Origin of the sequence: Mycolicibacterium xanthum (assembly GCF_019710635.1) — a bacterium.
Lineage (GTDB): Bacteria > Actinomycetota > Actinomycetes > Mycobacteriales > Mycobacteriaceae > Mycobacterium > Mycobacterium xanthum.
Genome location: NZ_JAIFZS010000011.1, coordinates 130,801 through 150,585, shown reverse-complemented (window position 1 = coordinate 150,585; position 19,785 = coordinate 130,801). Strand labels below are relative to the sequence as shown.

Genomic DNA, 19,785 nt, shown 5'->3' with positions numbered 1-19,785 from the left:
CCGATCCCGTCGGCGAGAACCCGGCGAAACATGTTGACTCCGTTGGGTCTTTGCGTCCACCGGGACTGCTGCACGGTACGTGGACCGGGCCGCAGGGGGAATCGGGGACATTTCTCGTCGTGCGCGTGCATCGCAGGGATTCCTGTGAATCTCGACCTGCCGATCGCGAATTTTCCTCAAAGATGCATAACAGCCCGCACACAAGCGTACAGCTGTACTGGACATCCGCAGCCGATCCGACCAGGGGAATCACGATGAACACACTGCGTAGAGCCCGCAACGCGCTGGCCGCGGCCATCGTCGTCCCGGTGGCCGCGTTCGGTCTGGCCGCATGCGGCAGCGACAACGGCTCCGGAGGGGCCGGCGACGGCGAGATCACCGTCGCGGCGACGTCGTTCCCCGACTACGTCGACCCGCAGCTGTCGTACACGCTGGAGGGCTGGGAGGTGCTGTGGAACGTGTACACCCCACTGCTCACCTACCGTCACAAGAAGGGTGAGGAGGGCACCGAGGTGGTTCCCGGCCTGGCCGAGGCGATGCCCGAGGTCTCCCCGGACGGCCTGACCTACAAGCTCAGGCTGCGGCCGGGCATGAAGTATTCGGACGGCACCGACATCAAGGCCTCCGACTTCACCTATGCCATCCAGCGGCTGTTCAAGGCCGACTCCGGCGGTTCGGTGTTCTACGACGTGATCGTCGGGGCCAAGGAGTACGCCGACGGATCGGCCGACACCATCACCGGCATCACCACCGACGACGAGACCGGCGACATCACCATTCAGCTGACCGAGCCCAACGGCACGTTCGAGAACCTGCTCGGGCTGATGTTCGCCGCGCCGGTGCCGCCCGGCACACCGTTGGACTCCGATGCCACCAACGATCCGCCACCGGCCAGCGGTCCGTTCATGATCAGCTCGGTGGATGCGCCGCGCACCCTCACGTTGGAGCGCAATCCGCAGTTCCAGACCGTCAAGGACGCGGGCGCGGAGGAGGTGGCCGACGCGAACGTCGACAAGATCACCCTGGTGGAGAACAAGAACCAGAGCGCGCAGGTCACCGACATCCTGCAGAACAAGGTCGATTTCATGATGGACCCGCCGCCCGCGGACCGGTTGCAGGAGCTGCGGTCACGCTATTCGGACCGGTTCCGGATGGAGGATTCGATCAACACGTACTACTTCTTCCTCAACACCGAGCAGGCTCCGTTCAACGACGTCAAGGTCCGCCAGGCGATCAACTACGCCATCGACCCCGAGGCGCTGAACCGGATCTTCGGCGGACGGTTGCACCCGACACAGCAGATCCTGCCCCCCGGCATGCCCGGCCATCAGGAGTACACGCTCTACCCCGGGCCCGACATGGACAAGGCCAGGGCGCTGATCGCCGAGGCCAACCCGGCCGACCGGGACATCACGGTGTGGACCGATGACGAGCCGGACCGCAAGCGGATCGGCGAGTACTACCACGACCTGCTCACCCAGTTGGGCTTCAACGCCACCCTCAAGGTGATCGCCGGAGACGTCTACTGGACGACGATCGGCAACCAGTCCACCCCAGACGTGGACACCGGGTTCGCCGACTGGTTCCAGGACTTCCCGCATCCGGACGACTTCTTCCGCCCGCTGCTGCACGGCGACAGCATCCTGCCCACCAACGGCAACAACCTGTCCCGGGTGAACATCCCGGAGAACAACGCCAGGATGGATGAACTGCTGACCGAGCAACTCACCGACGAGGGCGTCGAGCAGGGCTACGCCGACCTGGACAAGTCCTATATGGAGCAGGCCGTCTGGGCGCCCTACGGCAACGAGCAGTTCACCACGTTCCTGTCCGACCGGATGGACTTCGACAAGTCCTATCACCACCTGCTGTTCAACCAGGACTTCACGTCGTTCGCGCTGAAGTAGGCGACACGGCAGCGGATCAACCGGACATGGTCGCACCCCTCGAGACCGAACCGCGTTTCCAGGGCCGCAACCCCTGGCACCTCGCCTGGATTCGGCTGCGGCACAACAAGATCGCCTTCGGTTTCGGCGTCCTGTTCGTTCTGATCGTGCTGTTCTGCCTATCGGCTCCGCTGTGGGCCGAGCACGTCGCGCACACCGGGCCGAACGACAACCACATCACCGACACAATCCTGATCGACGGTGTCGAGACCGACGTCGTATCACCGGACGGCACGCCGCTGGGACCCGGTCTGCACGGCCGGTATCTCCTCGGGGCCGATCAGAACGGCCGCGACGTGATGCTGCGGTTGATGTACGGAGGTCGGACGTCGATCTACATCGGCGTGGCGGCCGCGGTGGTCACCACGGTGCTCGCGGTCATCATCGCGCTGCTGGCCGGCTACTACCGCGGCTGGGTCGACGCGGTGCTGTCCCGGATTCTGGACATCATCTGGGCGTTCCCGGTACTGCTGCTGGGTATCGCGCTGGGCACCGCGCTGGCGATCGGCGGGTTGAAGCTGGGTCCCCTTGTCATCGCCGGTGATTCGATCTGGATTCCGATCCTGATCATCGGCGTCGTCTACGTTCCGTACATGGCCCGCCCGCTGCGCGGCGAGATCATGGCGTTGCGGGAGAAGGAGTTCGTCGAGGCGGCGGTGGCCCAGGGCATGGGACCCGGCCGGATCATGTTCGCCGAATTGCTGCCCAACGTGGTGTCCACGGTCATCGTGTTCTTCACCCTGAACATCGCCAACAACATGCTGCTCGAGTCGGCGCTGTCCTTCCTCGGCGCCGGCGTGCGACCGCCCAATGCGTCGTGGGGAACCATGATCGCCGACGGCTACCAGATGATCTACACGGCGCCGCACCTGACCATCGTCCCGGGTCTGATGATCGTCGTGACCGTGTTGTCGCTCAACGTTTTCGGCGACGGACTGCGGGACGCACTGGATCCGAAGGCCAAGATCCGGACCGCCGGTGGACGCCGCCGGTTGCTCCGCAGGCGTGCCACCACCGCTGCGGTGGTGCAGAACTGATGGCGCGGTTCATCGTCCGGCGACTGGTCGGCATGGTCGCGGTGCTGTTCGCGATCTCGGTCATCGTGTTCCTGATCTTCAACGTCATTCCCAACTCCGATCCCGCGGCGCGGATCGCCGGCAAGAACGCCAACCCGGAATTGATCGCGCGGGTCAACGCCGACCTCGGCCTGGACCAGCCGCTGCCGGTCCAGTACCTCACCATGATGAAGGAGATCTTCACCGGGCAACTGACCTCGTACGCCAGCAATCGAAATGTGGTCGAACAGATCTGGGAAGGCCTGCCGGCGACGTTCTCGCTGTGCGTCGGGGCCGCGGTGATCTGGATGTCGCTGGCGGTGCTGTTCGGCTATCTGTCGGCCGTGCACGCGGGCCGCTTCGCCGACCGGGCCCTGACCGTACTCGCGCTGGTCGGCATCTCGATGCCGGTGTTCTGGCTGGCCGCCACGCTGCTCTACTTCCTCACGTTCAAGGTGCAACTGTTTCCCACCGGTGGCTATGTCCCGCTCACCGAGGATCCCATCGAGTGGGCGTATCACCTTGTGCTGCCCTGGTTCACGCTGGCGGTGCTGTTCGTCGGGTTCTACAGCCGGGTGCTGCGCTCGAACATGCTCGACGCGATGAACGAGGACTATGTCCGTACCGCCAAGGCCAAGGGGCTCAGCGAACGCCAGGTACGCATCCGGCATGTGCTGCGCAACTCGATGATTCCGATCGTCACGCTGTTCGGCCTGGACTTCGGGATGGTGGTCGGCGGCGGCGCCATTCTCACCGAGACGGTGTACAACCTCGACGGCGTCGGCCTCTATGCCGGTGAGGCGATCCGCAGCCTGGACCTTCCGCCGTTGATGGCGGTGACGATGTTCGGCGCGTTCTTCATCGTGCTGTTCAACACGCTGGTCGATCTGGCGTATGCCGCACTGGATCCACGCATCCGCCTCGGAGAGGCCGCGCCGGTATGAGCCAGCTGCTCGACGTCGAGGATCTGCACGTCGACTTCGCCACCGATGACGGCGTGGTGCATGCGGTCGACGGTGTCTCGTTCTCGCTGTCCCCCGGCGAGGTGCTCGCCATCGTCGGCGAATCGGGCTGCGGAAAGAGCGTCACCGCGCAGACCCTCACCGGCCTGACGCGCGCGCCGAACACCACGGTCGCGGGATCGGTCCGCTACCGCGGCCGTGAGCTGACGACGCTGCCCGAGGACGAGCTGCGGCACGTCCGGGGCGCCGAGATCGCCATGGTCTTCCAGGACCCGATGTCCTCGCTGAACCCGGTGTACCGGGTCGGCGACCAGATCGCCGAGATGATCCGGGCGCATCGGGACGTGTCGGCGAAGCAGGCCCGGGCCCGCGCGGTCGAGCTGCTGGAGTCGGTAGGCATCCCCCACCCGGAGGCGCGGGTGCGCAGCTACCCGCACGAGTTCTCCGGGGGCATGCGCCAGCGGGTGATGATCGCGATGGCGCTGGCGCTGGAGCCGTCGGTGCTGATCGCCGACGAACCGACGACTGCGCTGGACGTCACGGTGCAGGCGCAGATCCTGCAACTGATGGCCGACCTCAACCGCGAACGCGACCTCGCGGTGGTGCTGATCACCCACGATCTGGGTGTCGTCGCCGAGATCGCCGACCGGGTGCTGGTGATGTACGCCGGCCAGATCGTCGAGGACGGCACGCTCGACGACATCTTCTACGCATCCCACCATCCCTACACCTGGGGCCTGCTCGGTTCGCTGGCCCGACTGGACCTGCCGCGCGCCGATCGACTGGTACAGATCGCGGGGCAGCCCCCGTCGTTGCTGCACCCCCCGTCGGGATGCCGGTTCGCCGCTCGGTGCGATTTCCGGTTCGACCGGTGCGCCGAACCGCCCGTGCTGACCGGGCCCGGCGCGCACCGCGACCGGTGCTGGCTGGACGACGACCAGAAGGCACGGGTACGGACATGACGTCGACGGAACCGCTGCTCGAGGTCACCGACCTGGTCAAACACTTCCCGATCAAGTCGGGCGTGCTGGTCGAGCGCGAGGTCGGCCGGGTCCGGGCGGTCGATGGGGTCAGCCTGACCCTGCACGAGGGTGAGACCCTGGGACTGGTCGGGGAATCCGGCTGCGGCAAGTCCACGCTGTGCCGGGCGATCCTGCAGCTGATCCCGCCGTCCTCCGGATCCGTCAGGTTCCGCGGACAGGAACTCGTCGGCCGGTCACGGCGCGAGTTGCGGCCACTGCGACGCGAGATGCAGATGATCTTCCAGGACCCGTTCGCGTCGCTGAACCCGCGCAAGCGGGTCGGCCAGATCATCGGTGACCCGCTCGAGCTGCACGGGCTGGCCGGCGGCGCCGACGTGCGGCACCGGGTACAGCAGCTGCTGGACCGGGTGGGCCTGCGGCCCGAGCACATCAACCGATTCCCCCACGAGTTCTCCGGGGGGCAGCGCCAGCGGATCGGTATCGCCCGCGCGCTGGCGCTGCAGCCCAAGCTGATCGTGGCCGACGAACCGGTGTCGGCGCTGGACGTGTCGGTGCAGGCACAGATCGTGAACCTGCTGGAGGACCTGCAGGACGAGCTCGGATTGTCGTACCTGTTCGTGGCGCACGATCTCGGGGTGGTGCGCCACGTGTCGGACCGGGTGGCGGTGATGTACCTGGGCAAGGTGGTCGAAAGCTCCGGGACCGACGGGCTCTACAACCGACCGATCCATCCCTATTCCAACGCGCTGCTGTCGGCGGTGCCGATCCCCGATCCCCGACTCAACGCCGAGCGCGAACGGCTGGTCCTGGAGGGTGACGTGCCCAGCCCGTCCGACCCGCCGCCGGGGTGCAGGTTTCACACCCGGTGCCCGTGGAGCACCGGGATCTGCGCGACCGACGAGCCCGACCTGCTCCCCTACGGCACCGGGCACGCCGCTGCGTGCCACCATCCGCGCAACATCGGCGCCGACAGTCCGGCATGACGAGAATCGGCCCGATCGGCTGTCCCCTCCCCAGTCGATCGGCCCGACGCTGCAAACATTAGGCCGCTGATACCGCCGGGGGTTTGCGGAATTCCCGAATTCGCGACCGCACCGGCGTCTCCCCGGTGCTACGGACCGTCCGGAACCGGGATCGGGATCGGCACCGGGACGAATGGGACCGTCAGCAATGTCGTCGTGATCGGCGGCGTCGGCGCGGGATTCGACTTGGCCTCGGTGGTGGTCGGCGGCGCCGGCGCGGTGGTGGTGGTCGGCGGCGGTGTCGTGGTGGTCGGCGGCGGTGTAGTGGTGGTCGTCGGGGTCGTCGTCGTGGTCGTGGTCGTCGTGGTCGTCGTGGTGGTCGTCGTGGTGGTCGTCGTCGTGGTGGTCCGGCTCGTGGTGGTGGTCGTGGTCGAATGCGTGGTCGTGACGGCGGCGGTCGTCGGAACGGGTGCCGCGGGTGCGGGCGTGGTCGCCGCCGGCGGCGGCGCGTTGGTCACCGTGACCGTCTCCTGGGCGTCCGCCGATGGGGTGGCCGCGCTGCTCATGACCGCCGACGTTCGGATGCCCGGCGCGGGCTCGTCGCTGAAGCCGACACTGGTCAACGCGATCGCGACGCCACCCACCACGACAAGTGCCACCACCGCCAGCAGCCCGGCCAACGGCACCGGCAGGCGTTGCCAGGGTTTGACCTCCTCCTGCGGCGCCACCGGTTCGTCGAACTCCAGGTCGGGCGGCGGGTACGTGTCGGCGCCCACGTAGGGGACGACGTCATCGACTGCGTCGTCGTCCTGCGACCAGGCCAGCGCGCGCAGCGTGGACGACGTCTGGTCGCCGGCGCCCGGGGGCGGCACGACGCCCGGAGGGGCGACCCAGGTGGCGGTGTCGGCGGAGCGGCCGTACGCGGAGATCATCGCGGCACCGACGGCGGCATCGAGAGCGGGTTGGGGCGTCTTGACCACCGGGGCACGCGAGCGTGCCGAGAGCTGCTGGGCGATCAGCGGGATACTGGCGCCGCCGCCGACCAGCACCACCGCCGACAGGGCGCTCCAACTGATTTCGTTGCGCAGCAACGTGTTCTCCAGCGCCTCGAGCACACCGTCGAGCGGCCGCGCGATCAGCTCCTCCAGCTCGGGCCGAGTCACCCGCAACTGGGTGCGTTGATCGGGCAGTTGGACGGGCAGCGTGGTGGCGGTATCGGCCGAGAGCCGCTCCTTGGCGGCCCGGCACTCCTCGCGCAACAGGGCCAGCGAGCCGACCGCGGCGGTGTGCGCGGGTTCCCGATCCTGCCCGCCCACATTGTCGAGCACGTAGCCCATCAGCGCCTGGTCCACCTGATCACCGGCGAACTCGGCGAACCGTTCGGTCTCCCCGATCCGGGTGAACGCCGATGCCCCGTCCACCAGGGTGATGCTGGTGCCGCTGCCGCCGAAGTCGAGGACGGCCAGTGGACCGGACCGGTCGAAGCCGGGGTTGGTGTTCAGCGCGGTCAGCGCGGCCACCGCGTCGGGGATCAGGCGCGGCGCCAACCCGCCGGGCGCCAGGGTCGGGCTGGCGCGCAACGCGCCGTCGAGGGCAGACAATGCCGCCGGGGCCCAGTACGAGGGCACGGCGATCGCCACGTCGGCGGGCGGCGCGGTCAGCGCCACGCCGGCGATCGACTCCAGCGCCTCGACGACCAGCCGTTCGGCGGGATAGCTGACACCGTCGGCGGCCACCAGTGGCACCGGATCGCCTACCCGTTCGACGAATCCGGTCAGCTGCACCCCGGACACGGTCAGCACGGCACGGCGGATGACCGGCTGTTGCCCGACACCCGCGGCGACGATGTTGGTGGTCCCGACGGACAGCCCCAGGGGATCGCTCATGACCCCGGTCACGATAGCCTGTTGCGCCGTCGCGGTTTTGGACCGACACCAGCCGACGGATCGGTCAACAGATTCCGGCAACGATCCCGCATGCCACGCCCGGTGTGCTGCAATGGCGGCCATGGCTGACATCGACGACATCAAGCAGGTCAAGTACCGCTATCTGCGCGCGCTGGACACCAAGCACTGGGACGACTTCGCCGACACCCTCACCGAGGACGTCGTCGGCCGCTACGGCGAGTCCATCGGCGAGGAACACCATTTCACCAGCCGCGACGAGTTGGTTGCGTTCATGCGCAATTCGCTGGGACCCGAGATCATCACCGAGCACCGGGTGAACCACCCCGAGATCACCGTCGACGGCGACACGGCCAGCGGCACCTGGTATCTGCAGGACCGGGTGATCGCGCCCGATTTCAACTTCATGCTGATCGGTGCGGGGTTCTACCACGACCGGTACCGGCGGACCGCCGACGGCTGGAAGATCTGCGAGACCGGCTATGACCGCACCTACGACGCGTCGATGTCGCTGGAGGCGTTGAACTTCAAGGTCAAACCGGGGCGCGCGCTGAACATCTGACGCTATTCGGTGACCGCGATCACCGCTCCCGGTCGCAGCCAGCGCATGACCTTGACCAGGGTGGCATCGTCGATGGCCACGCAGCCCGCGGTGGGCCCGCCGTCGGTGCTGTGCACGAAGAACGCACCGCCCTTGCCCGGAATGCGGGCCTTGTTCACGCCCATCACCACGGCGTGCGCGTACTGCGGGATGTCGAGGTTCTCGGTACCGGAGCTCGGGGCGGTGTCAAACGGGCACTGGGCCTTCTTGCACACCTGCATGGTGTTGTACGTCGGACTCTTCATGTCGCCGTCCCACCAGTGGTCCGGTCCCACCTGTACGTATCGCAGACCGCCGCCCGGGTCGGGCTCGGTCCCGAACGCGAAATCGAGTGTGTAAACCCCTTCGGGCGTCATCATCGAACCGTCGAAATGGTTGGGCGACATACCTTTTGCGCCGATCTTGGCCGGAATGCCGATGCCTCCGTCGACCGGTTGCCAGCCCGCGGCGCTCCGCTGCCAGACATCCATCTTGGCGTCCGAACCGCCGACACCGGTCACCGCCAGCACCTGGGTCGCGCCGCCGACCGACGGCGCGAACCACGGCGAGTACCGGCCCAGTGCGGGCGGTGCTGCGACGACGGCGATCAGGGCACACAGCACCGACGCGCACGCCACGATCAGGGGTCGCATCCGTTCATCGTGGTGGCCCGAGATCCTTGCGACGTCACCGTTCGGACACGATCCGGTCCCGATGCGGGCGACCGGCCGCCGGATAGGTTGGATGGCATGGAGGTTCTTTCGCTACGACGTCGGGGCCGCGGAATCCGCCAGATCGGCGAGGGACTCGGCACACTGGACCGCGAGGTGTTCGAGGCGGTCGCCGAGGCGCCCAGCCCGCTGATCGACGCGGTGATGCCCCGGCTGACCAGGGCGGCCGACCATTCCAAGCTGTGGTTCGCGATCGCCGCGGGACTGATGGCGTTCGGCAGCCCGTCGGTCAAGCGGGGCGCCACCCGGGGTGTGGCCACGCTTGCGGTGACCAGTCTGCTGACCAATCAGGTGGCCAAGCGGATCTGGCGGCGCGAGCGGCCCAACCGCGGGATCGTGCCGCTGTCGAGGCAGACCCGCCGGTTCCCGACGTCGAACTCGCTACCCTCCGGCCACTCCGCCAGTGGTGCCGCCTTCGCGGTCGGCGTCGGGCTGGAGAACCCGCCGGTCGGCCTTGGCCTGGCGCTGCTGGCCGGGCTGGTCGGGATGTCCCGCATCGCGGTCGGAGCGCACTATCCGGGCGACGTGCTGGCCGGCTTCGGTATCGGGGCGGGTGTCGCGGTGCTGGGCGCGCGGGTGGTGCCGCCGATCGTCGAGGCGCAGGCGCCCGCCGCCGATCCGCTGCGGGTGGACACCCCGACCCGCCCGGACGGCGCGGGGGTGGCCCTGGTCGTCAACCCGGCCTCGGGCGGCGGGACCGGCGCACGGGTAATCGACGAGGTTCGCGAATCGCTGCCCCGCGCCGAGATCGTCGAGCTGTCCGGAGACGACGACGTCGTCGAGACCCTGCGCTCGGCGGCGCGGAGCGCGGAGGTGCTGGCCGTGGGCGGCGGTGACGGCACCGTTGCGGCGGCCGCTGCCGCCGCGGTCGAAGCGGGCGTTCCGCTGGCGGTCTTCCCTGCCGGCACGTTCAACCATTTCGCCAAGGACGTCGGATGCGACACCACCGCCAAGACGCTCGCCGCGATCCAGGACGGCAGCGTGGCCATGGTCGACCTGGTCTGCCTCAACGAACACCACATGGTGATCAACACCGCCAGCATCGGCGCATACCCCAAGTTCGTGCAGACCCGGGAGAAGCTCGAACACCGGGTCGGCAAGCCACTGGCCGGGATCTACGCCATGTTCCACACGCTGCGGCGCGAGAAGTCGGTGCGCATCTGCTACGACAACAAGATCCTGCAGACGTCGCTGTTCTTCCTCGGCAACTCCACATACCTGCCGACGGGTTTCGCGCCGTCGCGCCGGACCAGGATGGACGACGGGTTGATCGACGTGCGGATCCTCGAGACCGGCCGCCGCCTGAGCCGGCTGCGGATCCTGACCGCTCTGGCTATCGGCCGGCTGGAACGCAGCCCGCTCTACCACGAGCTGCGGGTACCGGAGTTCTCGTTCCGGTCCGTCGACGGGCCGACGCTGCTGGCGCTCGACGGGGAGGTCGGTACCGAGGTGACCGAGGCCAGCTTCAGCGCGCGCTATCGGCTACTGCCGGTGTTTCGTCCGATTGCGTAACCGGCCGCAGCGGCGGCACCACCAGCAGGCACAGCGCCGCATAGGCGTATCCGAGCGCCCACCCGGCGATCACGTCGGAGGGATGGTGCACGTTGAGCACCACCCTGCTCAGACCGATGAGCACGATCACGGTGACGCCCACCGCCACCGCCCAGACCCGGCCCCCCGGACGCAGCACCGGAAACACGACGGCCAGCAGAGCCAGCACCGAAACGGTGACGCCGAGCGCGTGCCCGGACGGGAAGGACGAGCCGTAAGCGGTCACCAGTGCGGTTGCCGGCCGGGGCCGGTCCACCGATGCCTTGGCGATCTCGGTGATCACGGCGCTGAGCTCCACGCTGGCGATCAGGAACAGCGCCACCCGCACGTTGCGGCGGACCAGCGCGCCGATGATGACCACCAGGGTGGCCAACCGGAACGCCGCCGGACCGAGCACGGTGCAGAAGACGTTCCACCCGGTCACCCAGCCCGGGTGGGCGGCGCCGACGCGGTGCAGCGGCTCCAGCATCGACGCATCCAGCTCGGCCTGCCACGTCCAGTGCCAGGCACAGCCCGCCCACATCAGCGTGTACACGGCGATGGCGGCCACGGCGGTGCCGATCAGCCAGCCCGTACGCGCCTTCACCAGTCCACGTCTACCAGCTGAGCTACCGTGCGTGCATGGCCGTCTTTGTCCGGAAACTTTTCCGTGTCGGCAAGCTTCCCAGCGCCCTACGCGCCGAGGTCGAGGCGGAGGGAATCCTCTACCTCGCCGAATACGTCGCGGTGACGCGGCGATTTCACGGCACCGTGCCCGGCCTGCGCTCGGCCGGCAGCATCGCGAGCTACGTCGGCGCTCTTGCGCTGACCGATCAGCGTGTGCTGGGCACGCTCTCGTCGGTCCCCAAACTGGCCGGGCGCACCATCGATGTGCGCTGGGATGCCCCGCAGACCGGGGCGGTGACGGCTGAGCTGTCGACCCACGGGTTGACCATCGACGCCGATGTGGCCAAGGTCGATCCGCGCTGCTCGGGCGAGTTGGCGCTGCGCTACAAGACCGACATTCCCGAGGGTGTCCTGGCGCGACTGCCCCGGACCTCGCTCGCCTTCGACGTGCCGCCGGAGTTCGTGTTCCGGGCGGTGGGTGTGCCCTATCACCCGTGACCGGGTCGTGGGGCGCTTCTTCGCGCGGCGACGGCACCCACAGTGGCAAGTTCAGTTCGAATAACCGCGTGTTGCCTGCCCCCGACTTGGGATGACCTGAGCGGCTGGTGTTTTCGGCTCGCGGACGCCCACGGAAGCTCCCCCGCCAACACCATGTCTTCGTCGACGGCCTCCGGTGTTGCTGGGGCGTCTCCTGGTCAGCGTCTTGAGCCGTAGTTCGACGAGTCGGCGGAGACTGCGATTGCGGAGCGGACGCCTCATACAACGTTGAGACCGGCGGCAACGGGAAGGACGAAAACCCTTCTCGTCACGACTGGCGACCCCGATCGATCTCGCGCTGGATCTGCTTCTCGGTTATCGGTCTCGTCCCGACGAACACCCCGAGACCATGCAAGACGAGGCCGATTCCCCAGCCCAGCGCGGGCCACGCCGGCCAGAAATATCCGCCGGAGCTGGCGTACCAGATCACGATCAGCACGGCGTTGACGACGATGTAGGCGGCCAGGTGTACCCAGAACCCGCGCTTCGCGTGAATTCGTCCTATCGCCCGGTGTCGTTCTTCGTCGGTCATCTCGTCTCTTTCGACCTGGTGGTCTCGACCGTCACCGAGAATACGGGCCACGAAATCAGACCGTGTTCGGTCAGGCATTCTGCACGGATGTCCGCGCTTCGGGCGGCTGCTCCGGTCCAGAAAGTCATGAGCGCGGGACCGGCACCGACTGGCTGAAGAACACGTCAATGAACGCTTGTGAGCAGCACGAACGCTGTCGGCGCAGATCCGCTCCACCCGCTGTTCGGCGTAGACTTCCGCAATGTTCGCGTGCCCGGCGAGTGGCGTCTCTTCGCGGTCGCCGCTTCGTAGGACTTGGCCGGCGGTGACAGCCGCTGGGTGCGGAACGCTTTGAGCGAAGTACCGGCCACTGGCACAGCAAAGGGCCGCCCACTGGGAGCGGCCCCTTCGGTGTGGCGCGGTTCAGCTGATCGACTCCCTGAAGTCCACACCCTGCCCCAGCACCTGGACCCAGTCAGCTATGTCGACGACCGGATAGAGCTGGAACTCGTTGTTGGTGCCGAACTTACCGGCCCCGTCCAGCAGGTCTGCCGGGTTGTCAGTCTCCACGACGGCAAACCCGCCGGTGCCATCGAGCCGTCCCACGAACTGGTGGAACGTCGAGCTCGCTGGCGGCTGCCACTTGGAAAACAGTTCCAAGCCGCGCCGGACTGACGCTTCATTGTCTGTTGCAGAGCCGGTGAGCCGGTTCGTCCAGGCCAAGACGTACTTCATTTCGTCCTCCTAAATAAGGCCGTGAACTGTCAATTCGCGTGGGAATAATCGCTGGATTCCCCACGACTCGATTCTCCTCCTGATCGGGACGATTGGTAACCCCCTGAGCGGTCGGCACGATCGTGAACAGCTCGCCCCTGACCCGGTGAGTCACCGCACCCGGGCCACCACGAAGATCCGGCGGAACGGGAAGAACGTGATCCCATCGGCCCGACGCGGATACTCTGCGTCGAGCAGTGGGATCAGCTCCGAACGGAACTGGTCCCAGGCAGCGTCGTCGAGCGCGTCCCGCACCGGCCGCAGCGCCGTGCCGGTGATCCACTCCAGCACCGGGTTCGCGCCGGTGAGCGGGTGGACGTACATGGTCTCCCAGGCGTCCACCGTGCACCCCGCATCGGTGAGGCCGCCGGCATATCCCAGCGGGGGATCCACCATGTCCTCGCCATGGAATGGATAGTCCCCCAGCGCATCTGACCACTGTGGACGCCGGGCGAGGTCACGCACCACCCGGTGCGACGGCGCGTCGAAGTTGTCCGGCACCTGGAAGGCGATCCACGATCCCGGCGCCAGTTGCGCCGCCCACCGCGACACCAGCTCACGGTGTTCGGGCACCCACTGCAGTACCGCGTTGCTGATCACGACGTCGGTGTCGGCTGCGGGCACCCAGTCCCGCACATCTCCGACATGCGCGTCGACGCCGCGCTCCCGGGCGGCGTGCACCATCTCCGGCGACGAGTCCCAGGCCTCGACGACCGCGCCGGGCCAGCGAGACGGCAGCGTCTCGGTGAGGTTTCCGGGACCGCAGCCGAGATCGACCACCCGGCGTGGGTCGTGCGCATCCACCCGTGCCAGCAGATCGACGAACGGCCTACCGCGGTGGTCGGCAAAGGCCAGGTAGGCGTCGGGACTCCACATACCGTCAGTCTGACACCGCCGAACGACGAGTTGGTCCGCGTTAGCATTCAAGTCGTGGACTCGAACAGCTCACTGGCAGAGGCGCACCTCCCGGTTCCCGACGTCCCCGGGGCTGACGCGACCGCACGTGGCCTGCCCCGCCGTGCAGACCTGACCAGGCAACAGCGGCTGATCGTGGACACCTCCGCAGTGGCCGACCTGGCATTACGGACCTCCATCGCGTCGCTGTTGGCCGCCACGATGGTTCCGACGCTGGCCGGGGCTCTGCGCAGCCCGCAGTCCCGAGTCGAGCGCGACCACCTCGACTTCTACGCCGGACTGGCGGCCGAACGGGACCCTGCTCTGTCGTTTCCCGCCCCTACCGAACCGCCCCGGGTCTCGTCACGGCCGGCGAACGCGATCGCCGAACTGGTGGCGCGCGGACACGTCCGCAACCTGCGCTTCAACAGCAGCTTCTCGGCGGTGAACCCGGCGCTGCGCGAGCAGTGCGCCTGCTACCGGCGCAACAACGTCGTGCGTGCCCAGCACTGGCGCCACGAGAACGGCCCGCGGCCGACGCTGTGCGTGATCCACGGCTTCATGGGCTCGCCCTACCTGTTCAACGGGCTGTTCTTCTCGCTGCCGTGGTTCTACCGGTCCGGTTACGACGTGCTGCTCTACACGCTGCCGTTCCACGGTCGCCGCGCCGAGAAGTACTCGCCGTTCAGTGGATACGGATATTTCGCGCACGGCTTCTCCGGCTTCGCCGAGGCGATGGCGCAGGCCGTCCACGACTTCCGTTCCCTGGTGGACTATCTCGAGTTCATCGGCGTGGATCGCATTGCGCTGACGGGCATGTCACTGGGCGGGTATACCTCGGCGCTGATCGCCAGCGTGGACGACCGGATCCAGGCTGTCATCCCCAACGTACCGGTCGTCACCCCGGAACGCACCGTCGACGAGTGGTTCCCCGCCAACAAGGTGGTCGCACTCCGCGACCGGCTCGCAGGGACGGAGCGCGAACTCGTCGATGCCGCGACGATGTACTCCTCTCCGCTCAACTACCGGCCGATACCGGCCAAGGGGCGGCGCCTGATCATCGCCGGCCTCGGCGACCGCCTGGCCCCGCCCGAGCAGGCCGAGCTGCTCTGGCGGCACTGGGACCACTGCGCTTTCCACTGGTTCCCCGGCAATCACGTGCTGCACGTGAGCCAACCGGACTATCTACGGCGGATGACCCGCTTCCTGAGCGAGTTCATGTTCGACTGACGCGGCACCCCATACCGGTGCTGACCGTCAAGTGAGGAGCCCCCTAGACGAGCGGGCGGCCGGTCCGGATGCGCCAGTCGAGATCCTTGAGCAGCACGTTGAACGGGAACTCCCGGACGAACCGTGGTGACACCTTGGTCACGCCGCGCAACACCTTCGTCAACCGATCGAAGCGACGCTGCTCCTCGGGCCCCCAGGGCAGCCGCATCTCGTCCCGGAAGCGTTGGGGCAGAAAGCCGGTGGTGATCAGCTGGGCCAGTCCCTCGGTGCGGCGGGCGATCCGTGGGGGCACCCGGTTTCCCCGCACCCGGGACACTGCGATCGGATACAGGTACTCGCGCACGGTGTCGTCGATGTGCACCTGGTCCAGCGACTCCTGCCAGTACCTGTCGAAGGCGGCCCGGTCGGCGGGCCACATCTCCTCGGGCACCTGCAGCATGGTGGCCAGCGCACGCCCCTGCGCATAGAGCCGGTCCGCCGTGGCCTCGTCGAGCTCACCGCCGAACACCCGCTGCACGTCCACGGTGCCCTTGTAGAGGCACGCGCCGACCCAGAGCTGAAGGCTCTTGTCGAACGCGTTGTACTCGACCGGGCTGTCCTCGGTGGAAAACACCTGGGCGTGCGCGCGGTTGACTGCACGGCGGAACGCGGCCTTCTGCTGCTCGGTCCCGTCGGTGGACACAGCGAGGTAGGTGAAGGTGGTGCGGGCCCGCTTGACCGGGTGTTTGTCCACCCGGCCGCTCTGTACCCGGCTCTCCAGCACGCCGTATCCGACACCGGGACGGCCGAGTTGCATGATCACGTTGGCAGGACCGGCCAGCAGCCCCAGCCCGAGCATTCCCGGTTCGGCCCTGGCGGGCCGCCACCGGCGCTTGCGCACGGGAATCCGGGATTCGGCAACCGTGGGTTCGACCTGCGGCGGGTTTGTCTCCACCGGCTCGCTGACCGTGATCGTCCACTCCTCTCCATCGCGTCGCCGACAAAGATGCGAACGCCCGTTTCCTGATATTGCTCCGAAACCGATCCAGGTGTCAAAATGCGACGATGGCTCAGATCCGCCCGTACCGCGGCGTCGGCGCCCCGGAGCGCGTTGCGCAGCGCCGACGACGGCTGCTGGAGGCCGGATTGGACCTGCTCGGCGCAGATCCGACGCCGGCCGATCTCACCGTGCGCGCCATCTGTGCGCGGTCCGGCTTGGCGGCGCGCTACTTCTACGAGAACTTCTCGGACAAGGACGCCTTCGTCGACGCGGTGTTCGACTGGGTGGTGTCCGCCATCGCCGCCACCACGCAGGCCGCAGTCGCCGCCGCACCCGCCCGCGAGCAGAGCCGGCAGGGCATGGCCAACATCGTGCGCACGATCTCCGGGGACGCCCGGGTCGGCCGACTGCTGTTCAGCGACCGGCTCGCCAACCCGGTGGTGGTGCGCAAACGTGCCGAGTCGGGTGCGCTGTTCGCGATGCTGTCCGGCCAGCATGCAGGCGCCGCGATGCAGGTCGACGACAACGAGCCGGTGAAAGCCGCCGGCCACTTCGTGGTCGGCGGGGTGGCCCAGACGTTGAGCGCCTGGCTGTCCGGAGACCTGACCTTCACACCTGCCGAGCTCTCCGCCCGGCTCGCCGCGATGATCGACAAGCTCAGCGATCCGCGGCTATACCTCGATTAGCAATTAGCCGTTCACGGGTGCGGTCACCCGCCGGTCGGCCGCCGTCCTCGGTGTCGTCGTCGCGTCGCCCTCACCGAATTTCTTTATCCAGCATGCGAACTCGATCGTGATTCCGTCGGGGTCGAGGAAATAGAACGACCGGACGTACACACCGGAGTGCACCGTCGGTGCGACCCGGGCCGGGCTCTCGTCATGGTTGAGGACCGGCCCTACCCGCACGCCCTGGCCTTGAGTCGCTGCCGATACTCGTCGAACCTCTCCGCAGGCACATGAAACGACAGATGGTTCATCGTGCTCACCGCGCTGACGATGTCACTGATGCCGGGGATCGCCTCCGGGGACGAGATGCCGGGCACCCGGTCGGGCGCATCGGCGAACCAGAAGAACGCCACACAGTCGCCGTTGCCGGCGTCGAAGAAGAAGTGCCGGCCCATCCCACCGAGTAGATCCAGGGACTTGATCAGCGGCATGCCCAGCACATTGCTGTAGAAATCGACGGTCCTGGCCATGTCCGAGCAGACCAGGGCCACATGGTTGATTCCGCCGAGGTCGAATTCGGAGTTGGTGTTGTGGGGCTTGATCATCTGTCACCTCCCGGATCCGGATCAGTAGATGTGACCCTGGTCACAGACCGAAACTGAATCTAACATCGGGTTCAGTTCCGGTTCAACGACCCGACGATGGAGGGCAACACCCGTGAGCGTGCGCCCGCGCGAGCACCTGCCCACGCAGCGCGGCAGGCAGACCCGGGCACTCGCGCAGTTCTTCCACCGCACGCTCTGCCTCCGGGAGGCTGGTCGACCATGACCCCAACACCATCGGCAACGCCAGGGGTGACCAGGGAGTTCGTCGGACTCGACTCCACCACCGCGCACCGGGCCGGTTCGGGCGGGCATCCCTGTCAAGGCCTCTACTATCGCGGCGTCGGGCGTAAGCCCCGGGTGGCGATGATCGCCGCGCACTACCAGATCGATTTCTCCGAGCACTATCTCGCCGAGTACATGGCCACCCGCGGCGTCGGGTTTCTCGGCTGGAACACCCGGTTCCGCGGCTTCGAGAGCAGCTTCCTGCTCGACCACGCGCTGGTCGACATCGGTGTCGGGGTGCGCTGGCTGCGCGACGTGCAGGGCATCGAAACCGTTCTTCTGCTGGGTAATTCGGGTGGCGGATCGCTGATGGCCGCGTATCAGGCCAACGCCGTGGAGTCGCACGTCACCCCGCTACCGGGCATGCGGCCGGCTGCCGGTCTCGCGGACCTGCAGCCCGCCGACGGCTACGTGGCCACCGCGGCGCACCCCGGGCGCCCCGACGTGCTGACCGCGTGGATGGACGGCGCCGTGGTGGACGAGAACGACCCGGTAGCAACCGATTTGGAGCTCGAACTGTTCGCCGGGGACAACGGCCCGCCCTACGACCAGGCATTCGTGCGCCGCTACCGCGCGGCGCAGGTGGCCCGCAACGAGGCCATCACCGACTGGGCGCAGGCCGAACTCGCCCGGGTGCGCGCCGCGGGCTTCACCGACCGCCCCTTCACCGTGATGCGCACCTGGGCCGATCCGAGGATGGTCGACCCCACCCTGGAGCCCACCCGGCGGCCCGCCAACATGTGTTACGCCGGGGTACCGGAGAAGGCCAATCGGTCCACCCACGGGATCGCCGCGGCGTGCACGCTGCGCAACTGGATCGGGATGTGGAGCCTGCGGCATGCACAGACCCGGGCCGAGCCGCATTTGGCCCGCATCACGTGTCCCGCGCTGGTCATCAACGCCGAGCAGGACACCGGCGTCTTCCCGTCCGACGCGCAACGCATCCACGACGCGCTGGCCAGTGCCGACAAGTCCCAGTGCTCGATCGACACCGACCACTACTTCACCACACCCGGGGCCCGCACCGAGAAGGCCGATACCATCGCCAAGTGGATCGCCCGGCGCTGGTGAGAGTTCTCGCCCACTTCACCCCGGGTGCCAAGGTCACGGAATTCCTTTCGCCACATATCGATTGGCTGGACATCCGGTACTGCACCGAGAACGACGACGCGACGTTCTACCGGGAGCTTCCCGAGGCCGAGGTGATCTGGCACGTGCTGCGGCCGATCACCGGCGACGACCTCACCGCGGCCACCCGGCTGCGGCTGGTGCACAAGCTCGGGGCCGGGGTGAACACCATCGACGTCGACACCGCGACCGCCCGCGGTATCGCGGTGGCCAACATGCCCGGTGCGAACGCGCCGTCGGTGGCCGAGGGGACCGTGCTGCTGATGCTCGCCGCACTGCGCCGGCTGCCGCACCTCGACCGGGTCACCCGTGCGGGTGCCGGCTGGCCGTCCGACCCGACGCTGGGCGAGACGGTCCGCGACATCGGTGGCTGCACCGTCGGTTTGATCGGTTACGGCAACATCGCCAAACGGGTCGAACGAATCGTGGTCGCGATGGGCACGCCACCCGAGCGAGTCGTGCACACCAGCACCGCCGACGACGGCGACCCCCGCTGGCGCACGCTGCCCGACCTGCTGGCCGCGTGCGACATCGTGTCGCTGCACCTGCCGCTCACCGCTGCCAGCACCGGGATGCTGAGCCGCGACGCCCTGGCCGCGATGAAACCCGGCGCGGTGCTGGTGAACACCTCGCGCGGCCCGATCGTCGACGAGGCCGCACTGGTCGACGCGTTGCGCTCCGGGCACCTGGCGGCCGCCGGACTGGACGTCTTCGCGGTCGAGCCGGTACCGGCGGACAACCCTTTGTTACACCTCGACAACGTGGTGCTCACCCCGCACGTCACCTGGTACACCGCCGATACCATGCGGCGCTATCTGGAGGTCGCGGTGGACAACTGCGAGCGGCTGCGGGACGGGCGGGACCTGGCCAACGTGGTGAACCGGACGCGGGAGTAATGTC

19 protein-coding genes and 1 pseudogene are annotated in these 19,785 nt (G+C 67.8%); 12 read left to right on the top strand and 8 right to left on the bottom strand.

The window, feature by feature from the left end:
• Positions 1-254 precede the first annotated feature (254 nt).
• The 5 genes from JDV09_RS06885 to JDV09_RS06865 are packed head-to-tail and all read left to right on the top strand — an operon-like array spanning position 255 to position 5,929.
• Entirely contained in the window at positions 255-1,907 is a 1,653-nt protein-coding gene (locus JDV09_RS06885) for an ABC transporter substrate-binding protein (RefSeq protein ID WP_221368365.1), read from the top strand.
• Between the two features lie 26 nt (positions 1,908-1,933).
• Complete coding sequence (locus tag JDV09_RS06880; RefSeq protein WP_221368364.1) at positions 1,934-2,983, top strand: ABC transporter permease; 1,050 nt, start codon at positions 1,934-1,936, stop codon at positions 2,981-2,983.
• Positions 2,983-3,945 carry an ABC transporter permease gene (locus tag JDV09_RS06875; RefSeq protein ID WP_221368363.1) on the top strand — a complete coding sequence of 321 codons (963 nt, stop codon included), beginning with the start codon at positions 2,983-2,985 and terminating at the stop codon, positions 3,943-3,945. Before JDV09_RS06880 ends, JDV09_RS06875 begins: the two co-directional genes overlap by 1 nt.
• The gene (locus JDV09_RS06870) at positions 3,942-4,925 is read left to right on the top strand and encodes an ABC transporter ATP-binding protein (protein ID WP_221368362.1); all 984 of its coding nucleotides are present in this window, start codon (positions 3,942-3,944) and stop codon (positions 4,923-4,925) included. Before JDV09_RS06875 ends, JDV09_RS06870 begins: the two co-directional genes overlap by 4 nt.
• A complete protein-coding gene (locus JDV09_RS06865; protein ID WP_221368361.1) occupies positions 4,922-5,929 on the top strand; it encodes an ABC transporter ATP-binding protein in 1,008 nt (335 codons plus the stop codon). The genes JDV09_RS06870 and JDV09_RS06865 overlap by 4 nt, the downstream gene beginning before the upstream one ends.
• A 128-nt stretch (positions 5,930-6,057) precedes the next feature.
• Here JDV09_RS06865 and JDV09_RS06860 read toward each other — a convergent pair whose 3' ends face one another.
• Entirely contained in the window at positions 6,058-7,794 is a 1,737-nt protein-coding gene (locus JDV09_RS06860; protein WP_221368360.1) for an Hsp70 family protein, read from the bottom strand.
• 121 nt (positions 7,795-7,915) lie between these two features.
• On the opposite strand from JDV09_RS06860, the gene JDV09_RS06855 reads away from it, so the two are divergent.
• Positions 7,916-8,374 carry a nuclear transport factor 2 family protein gene (locus JDV09_RS06855; protein WP_221368359.1) on the top strand — a complete coding sequence of 153 codons (459 nt, stop codon included), beginning with the start codon at positions 7,916-7,918 and terminating at the stop codon, positions 8,372-8,374.
• 2 nt (positions 8,375-8,376) lie between these two features.
• On the opposite strand, the gene JDV09_RS06850 is transcribed toward JDV09_RS06855, so the two are convergent.
• Positions 8,377-9,045, bottom strand: coding sequence for a L,D-transpeptidase family protein (locus JDV09_RS06850; RefSeq protein WP_221368358.1), 669 nt, complete (start codon positions 9,043-9,045; stop codon positions 8,377-8,379).
• A gap of 96 nt (positions 9,046-9,141) precedes the next feature.
• On the opposite strand from JDV09_RS06850, the gene JDV09_RS06845 reads away from it, so the two are divergent.
• On the top strand, positions 9,142-10,635 hold the full coding sequence (locus tag JDV09_RS06845; protein ID WP_221368357.1) for a bifunctional phosphatase PAP2/diacylglycerol kinase family protein: 1,494 nt from the start codon (positions 9,142-9,144) through the stop codon (positions 10,633-10,635).
• On the opposite strand, the gene JDV09_RS06840 is transcribed toward JDV09_RS06845, so the two are convergent.
• Positions 10,589-11,260, bottom strand: coding sequence for a phosphatase PAP2 family protein (locus tag JDV09_RS06840; protein WP_308124039.1), 672 nt, complete (start codon positions 11,258-11,260; stop codon positions 10,589-10,591). The genes JDV09_RS06845 and JDV09_RS06840 overlap by 47 nt on opposite strands.
• A gap of 35 nt (positions 11,261-11,295) precedes the next feature.
• Between JDV09_RS06840 and JDV09_RS06835 the strand changes: the two genes are divergently transcribed.
• Positions 11,296-11,778: a hypothetical protein gene (locus JDV09_RS06835; protein WP_221368356.1), complete on the top strand. Its 483-nt coding sequence runs from the start codon at positions 11,296-11,298 to the stop codon at positions 11,776-11,778.
• Positions 11,779-12,085: 307 nt separating this feature from the next.
• Here JDV09_RS06835 and JDV09_RS06830 read toward each other — a convergent pair whose 3' ends face one another.
• From JDV09_RS06830 to JDV09_RS06820, 3 genes are all read right to left on the bottom strand, one after another.
• Complete coding sequence (locus JDV09_RS06830) at positions 12,086-12,349, bottom strand: 2TM domain-containing protein (RefSeq protein ID WP_221368355.1); 264 nt, start codon at positions 12,347-12,349, stop codon at positions 12,086-12,088.
• Positions 12,350-12,751: 402 nt separating this feature from the next.
• Complete coding sequence (locus JDV09_RS06825; RefSeq protein WP_221368354.1) at positions 12,752-13,063, bottom strand: DUF3303 domain-containing protein; 312 nt, start codon at positions 13,061-13,063, stop codon at positions 12,752-12,754.
• Positions 13,064-13,213: 150 nt separating this feature from the next.
• Complete coding sequence (locus JDV09_RS06820; protein WP_221368353.1) at positions 13,214-13,978, bottom strand: trans-aconitate 2-methyltransferase; 765 nt, start codon at positions 13,976-13,978, stop codon at positions 13,214-13,216.
• A 54-nt stretch (positions 13,979-14,032) separates the two neighbouring features.
• On the opposite strand from JDV09_RS06820, the gene JDV09_RS06815 reads away from it, so the two are divergent.
• Positions 14,033-15,226: an alpha/beta hydrolase family protein gene (locus JDV09_RS06815; RefSeq protein ID WP_308124038.1), complete on the top strand. Its 1,194-nt coding sequence runs from the start codon at positions 14,033-14,035 to the stop codon at positions 15,224-15,226.
• A gap of 43 nt (positions 15,227-15,269) precedes the next feature.
• Here JDV09_RS06815 and JDV09_RS06810 read toward each other — a convergent pair whose 3' ends face one another.
• Entirely contained in the window at positions 15,270-16,160 is an 891-nt protein-coding gene (locus JDV09_RS06810) for an oxygenase MpaB family protein (RefSeq protein ID WP_372452859.1), read from the bottom strand.
• A 110-nt stretch (positions 16,161-16,270) separates the two neighbouring features.
• Between JDV09_RS06810 and JDV09_RS06805 the strand changes: the two genes are divergently transcribed.
• On the top strand, positions 16,271-16,891 hold the full coding sequence (locus JDV09_RS06805) for a TetR/AcrR family transcriptional regulator (protein ID WP_221368352.1): 621 nt from the start codon (positions 16,271-16,273) through the stop codon (positions 16,889-16,891).
• A gap of 3 nt (positions 16,892-16,894) precedes the next feature.
• On the opposite strand, the pseudogene JDV09_RS06800 reads toward JDV09_RS06805, so the two are convergent.
• Positions 16,895-17,475 (bottom strand): annotated as a pseudogene (locus JDV09_RS06800) (VOC family protein).
• Between the two features lie 219 nt (positions 17,476-17,694).
• Here JDV09_RS06800 and JDV09_RS06795 point away from each other — a divergent pair.
• Both JDV09_RS06795 and JDV09_RS06790 read left to right on the top strand, forming a co-directional pair.
• A complete protein-coding gene (locus JDV09_RS06795; protein WP_221368351.1) occupies positions 17,695-18,828 on the top strand; it encodes an alpha/beta hydrolase in 1,134 nt (377 codons plus the stop codon).
• On the top strand, positions 18,825-19,781 hold the full coding sequence (locus JDV09_RS06790; RefSeq protein WP_221368498.1) for a 2-hydroxyacid dehydrogenase: 957 nt from the start codon (positions 18,825-18,827) through the stop codon (positions 19,779-19,781). Before JDV09_RS06795 ends, JDV09_RS06790 begins: the two co-directional genes overlap by 4 nt.
• The last annotated feature ends 4 nt before the right edge of the window (positions 19,782-19,785 follow it).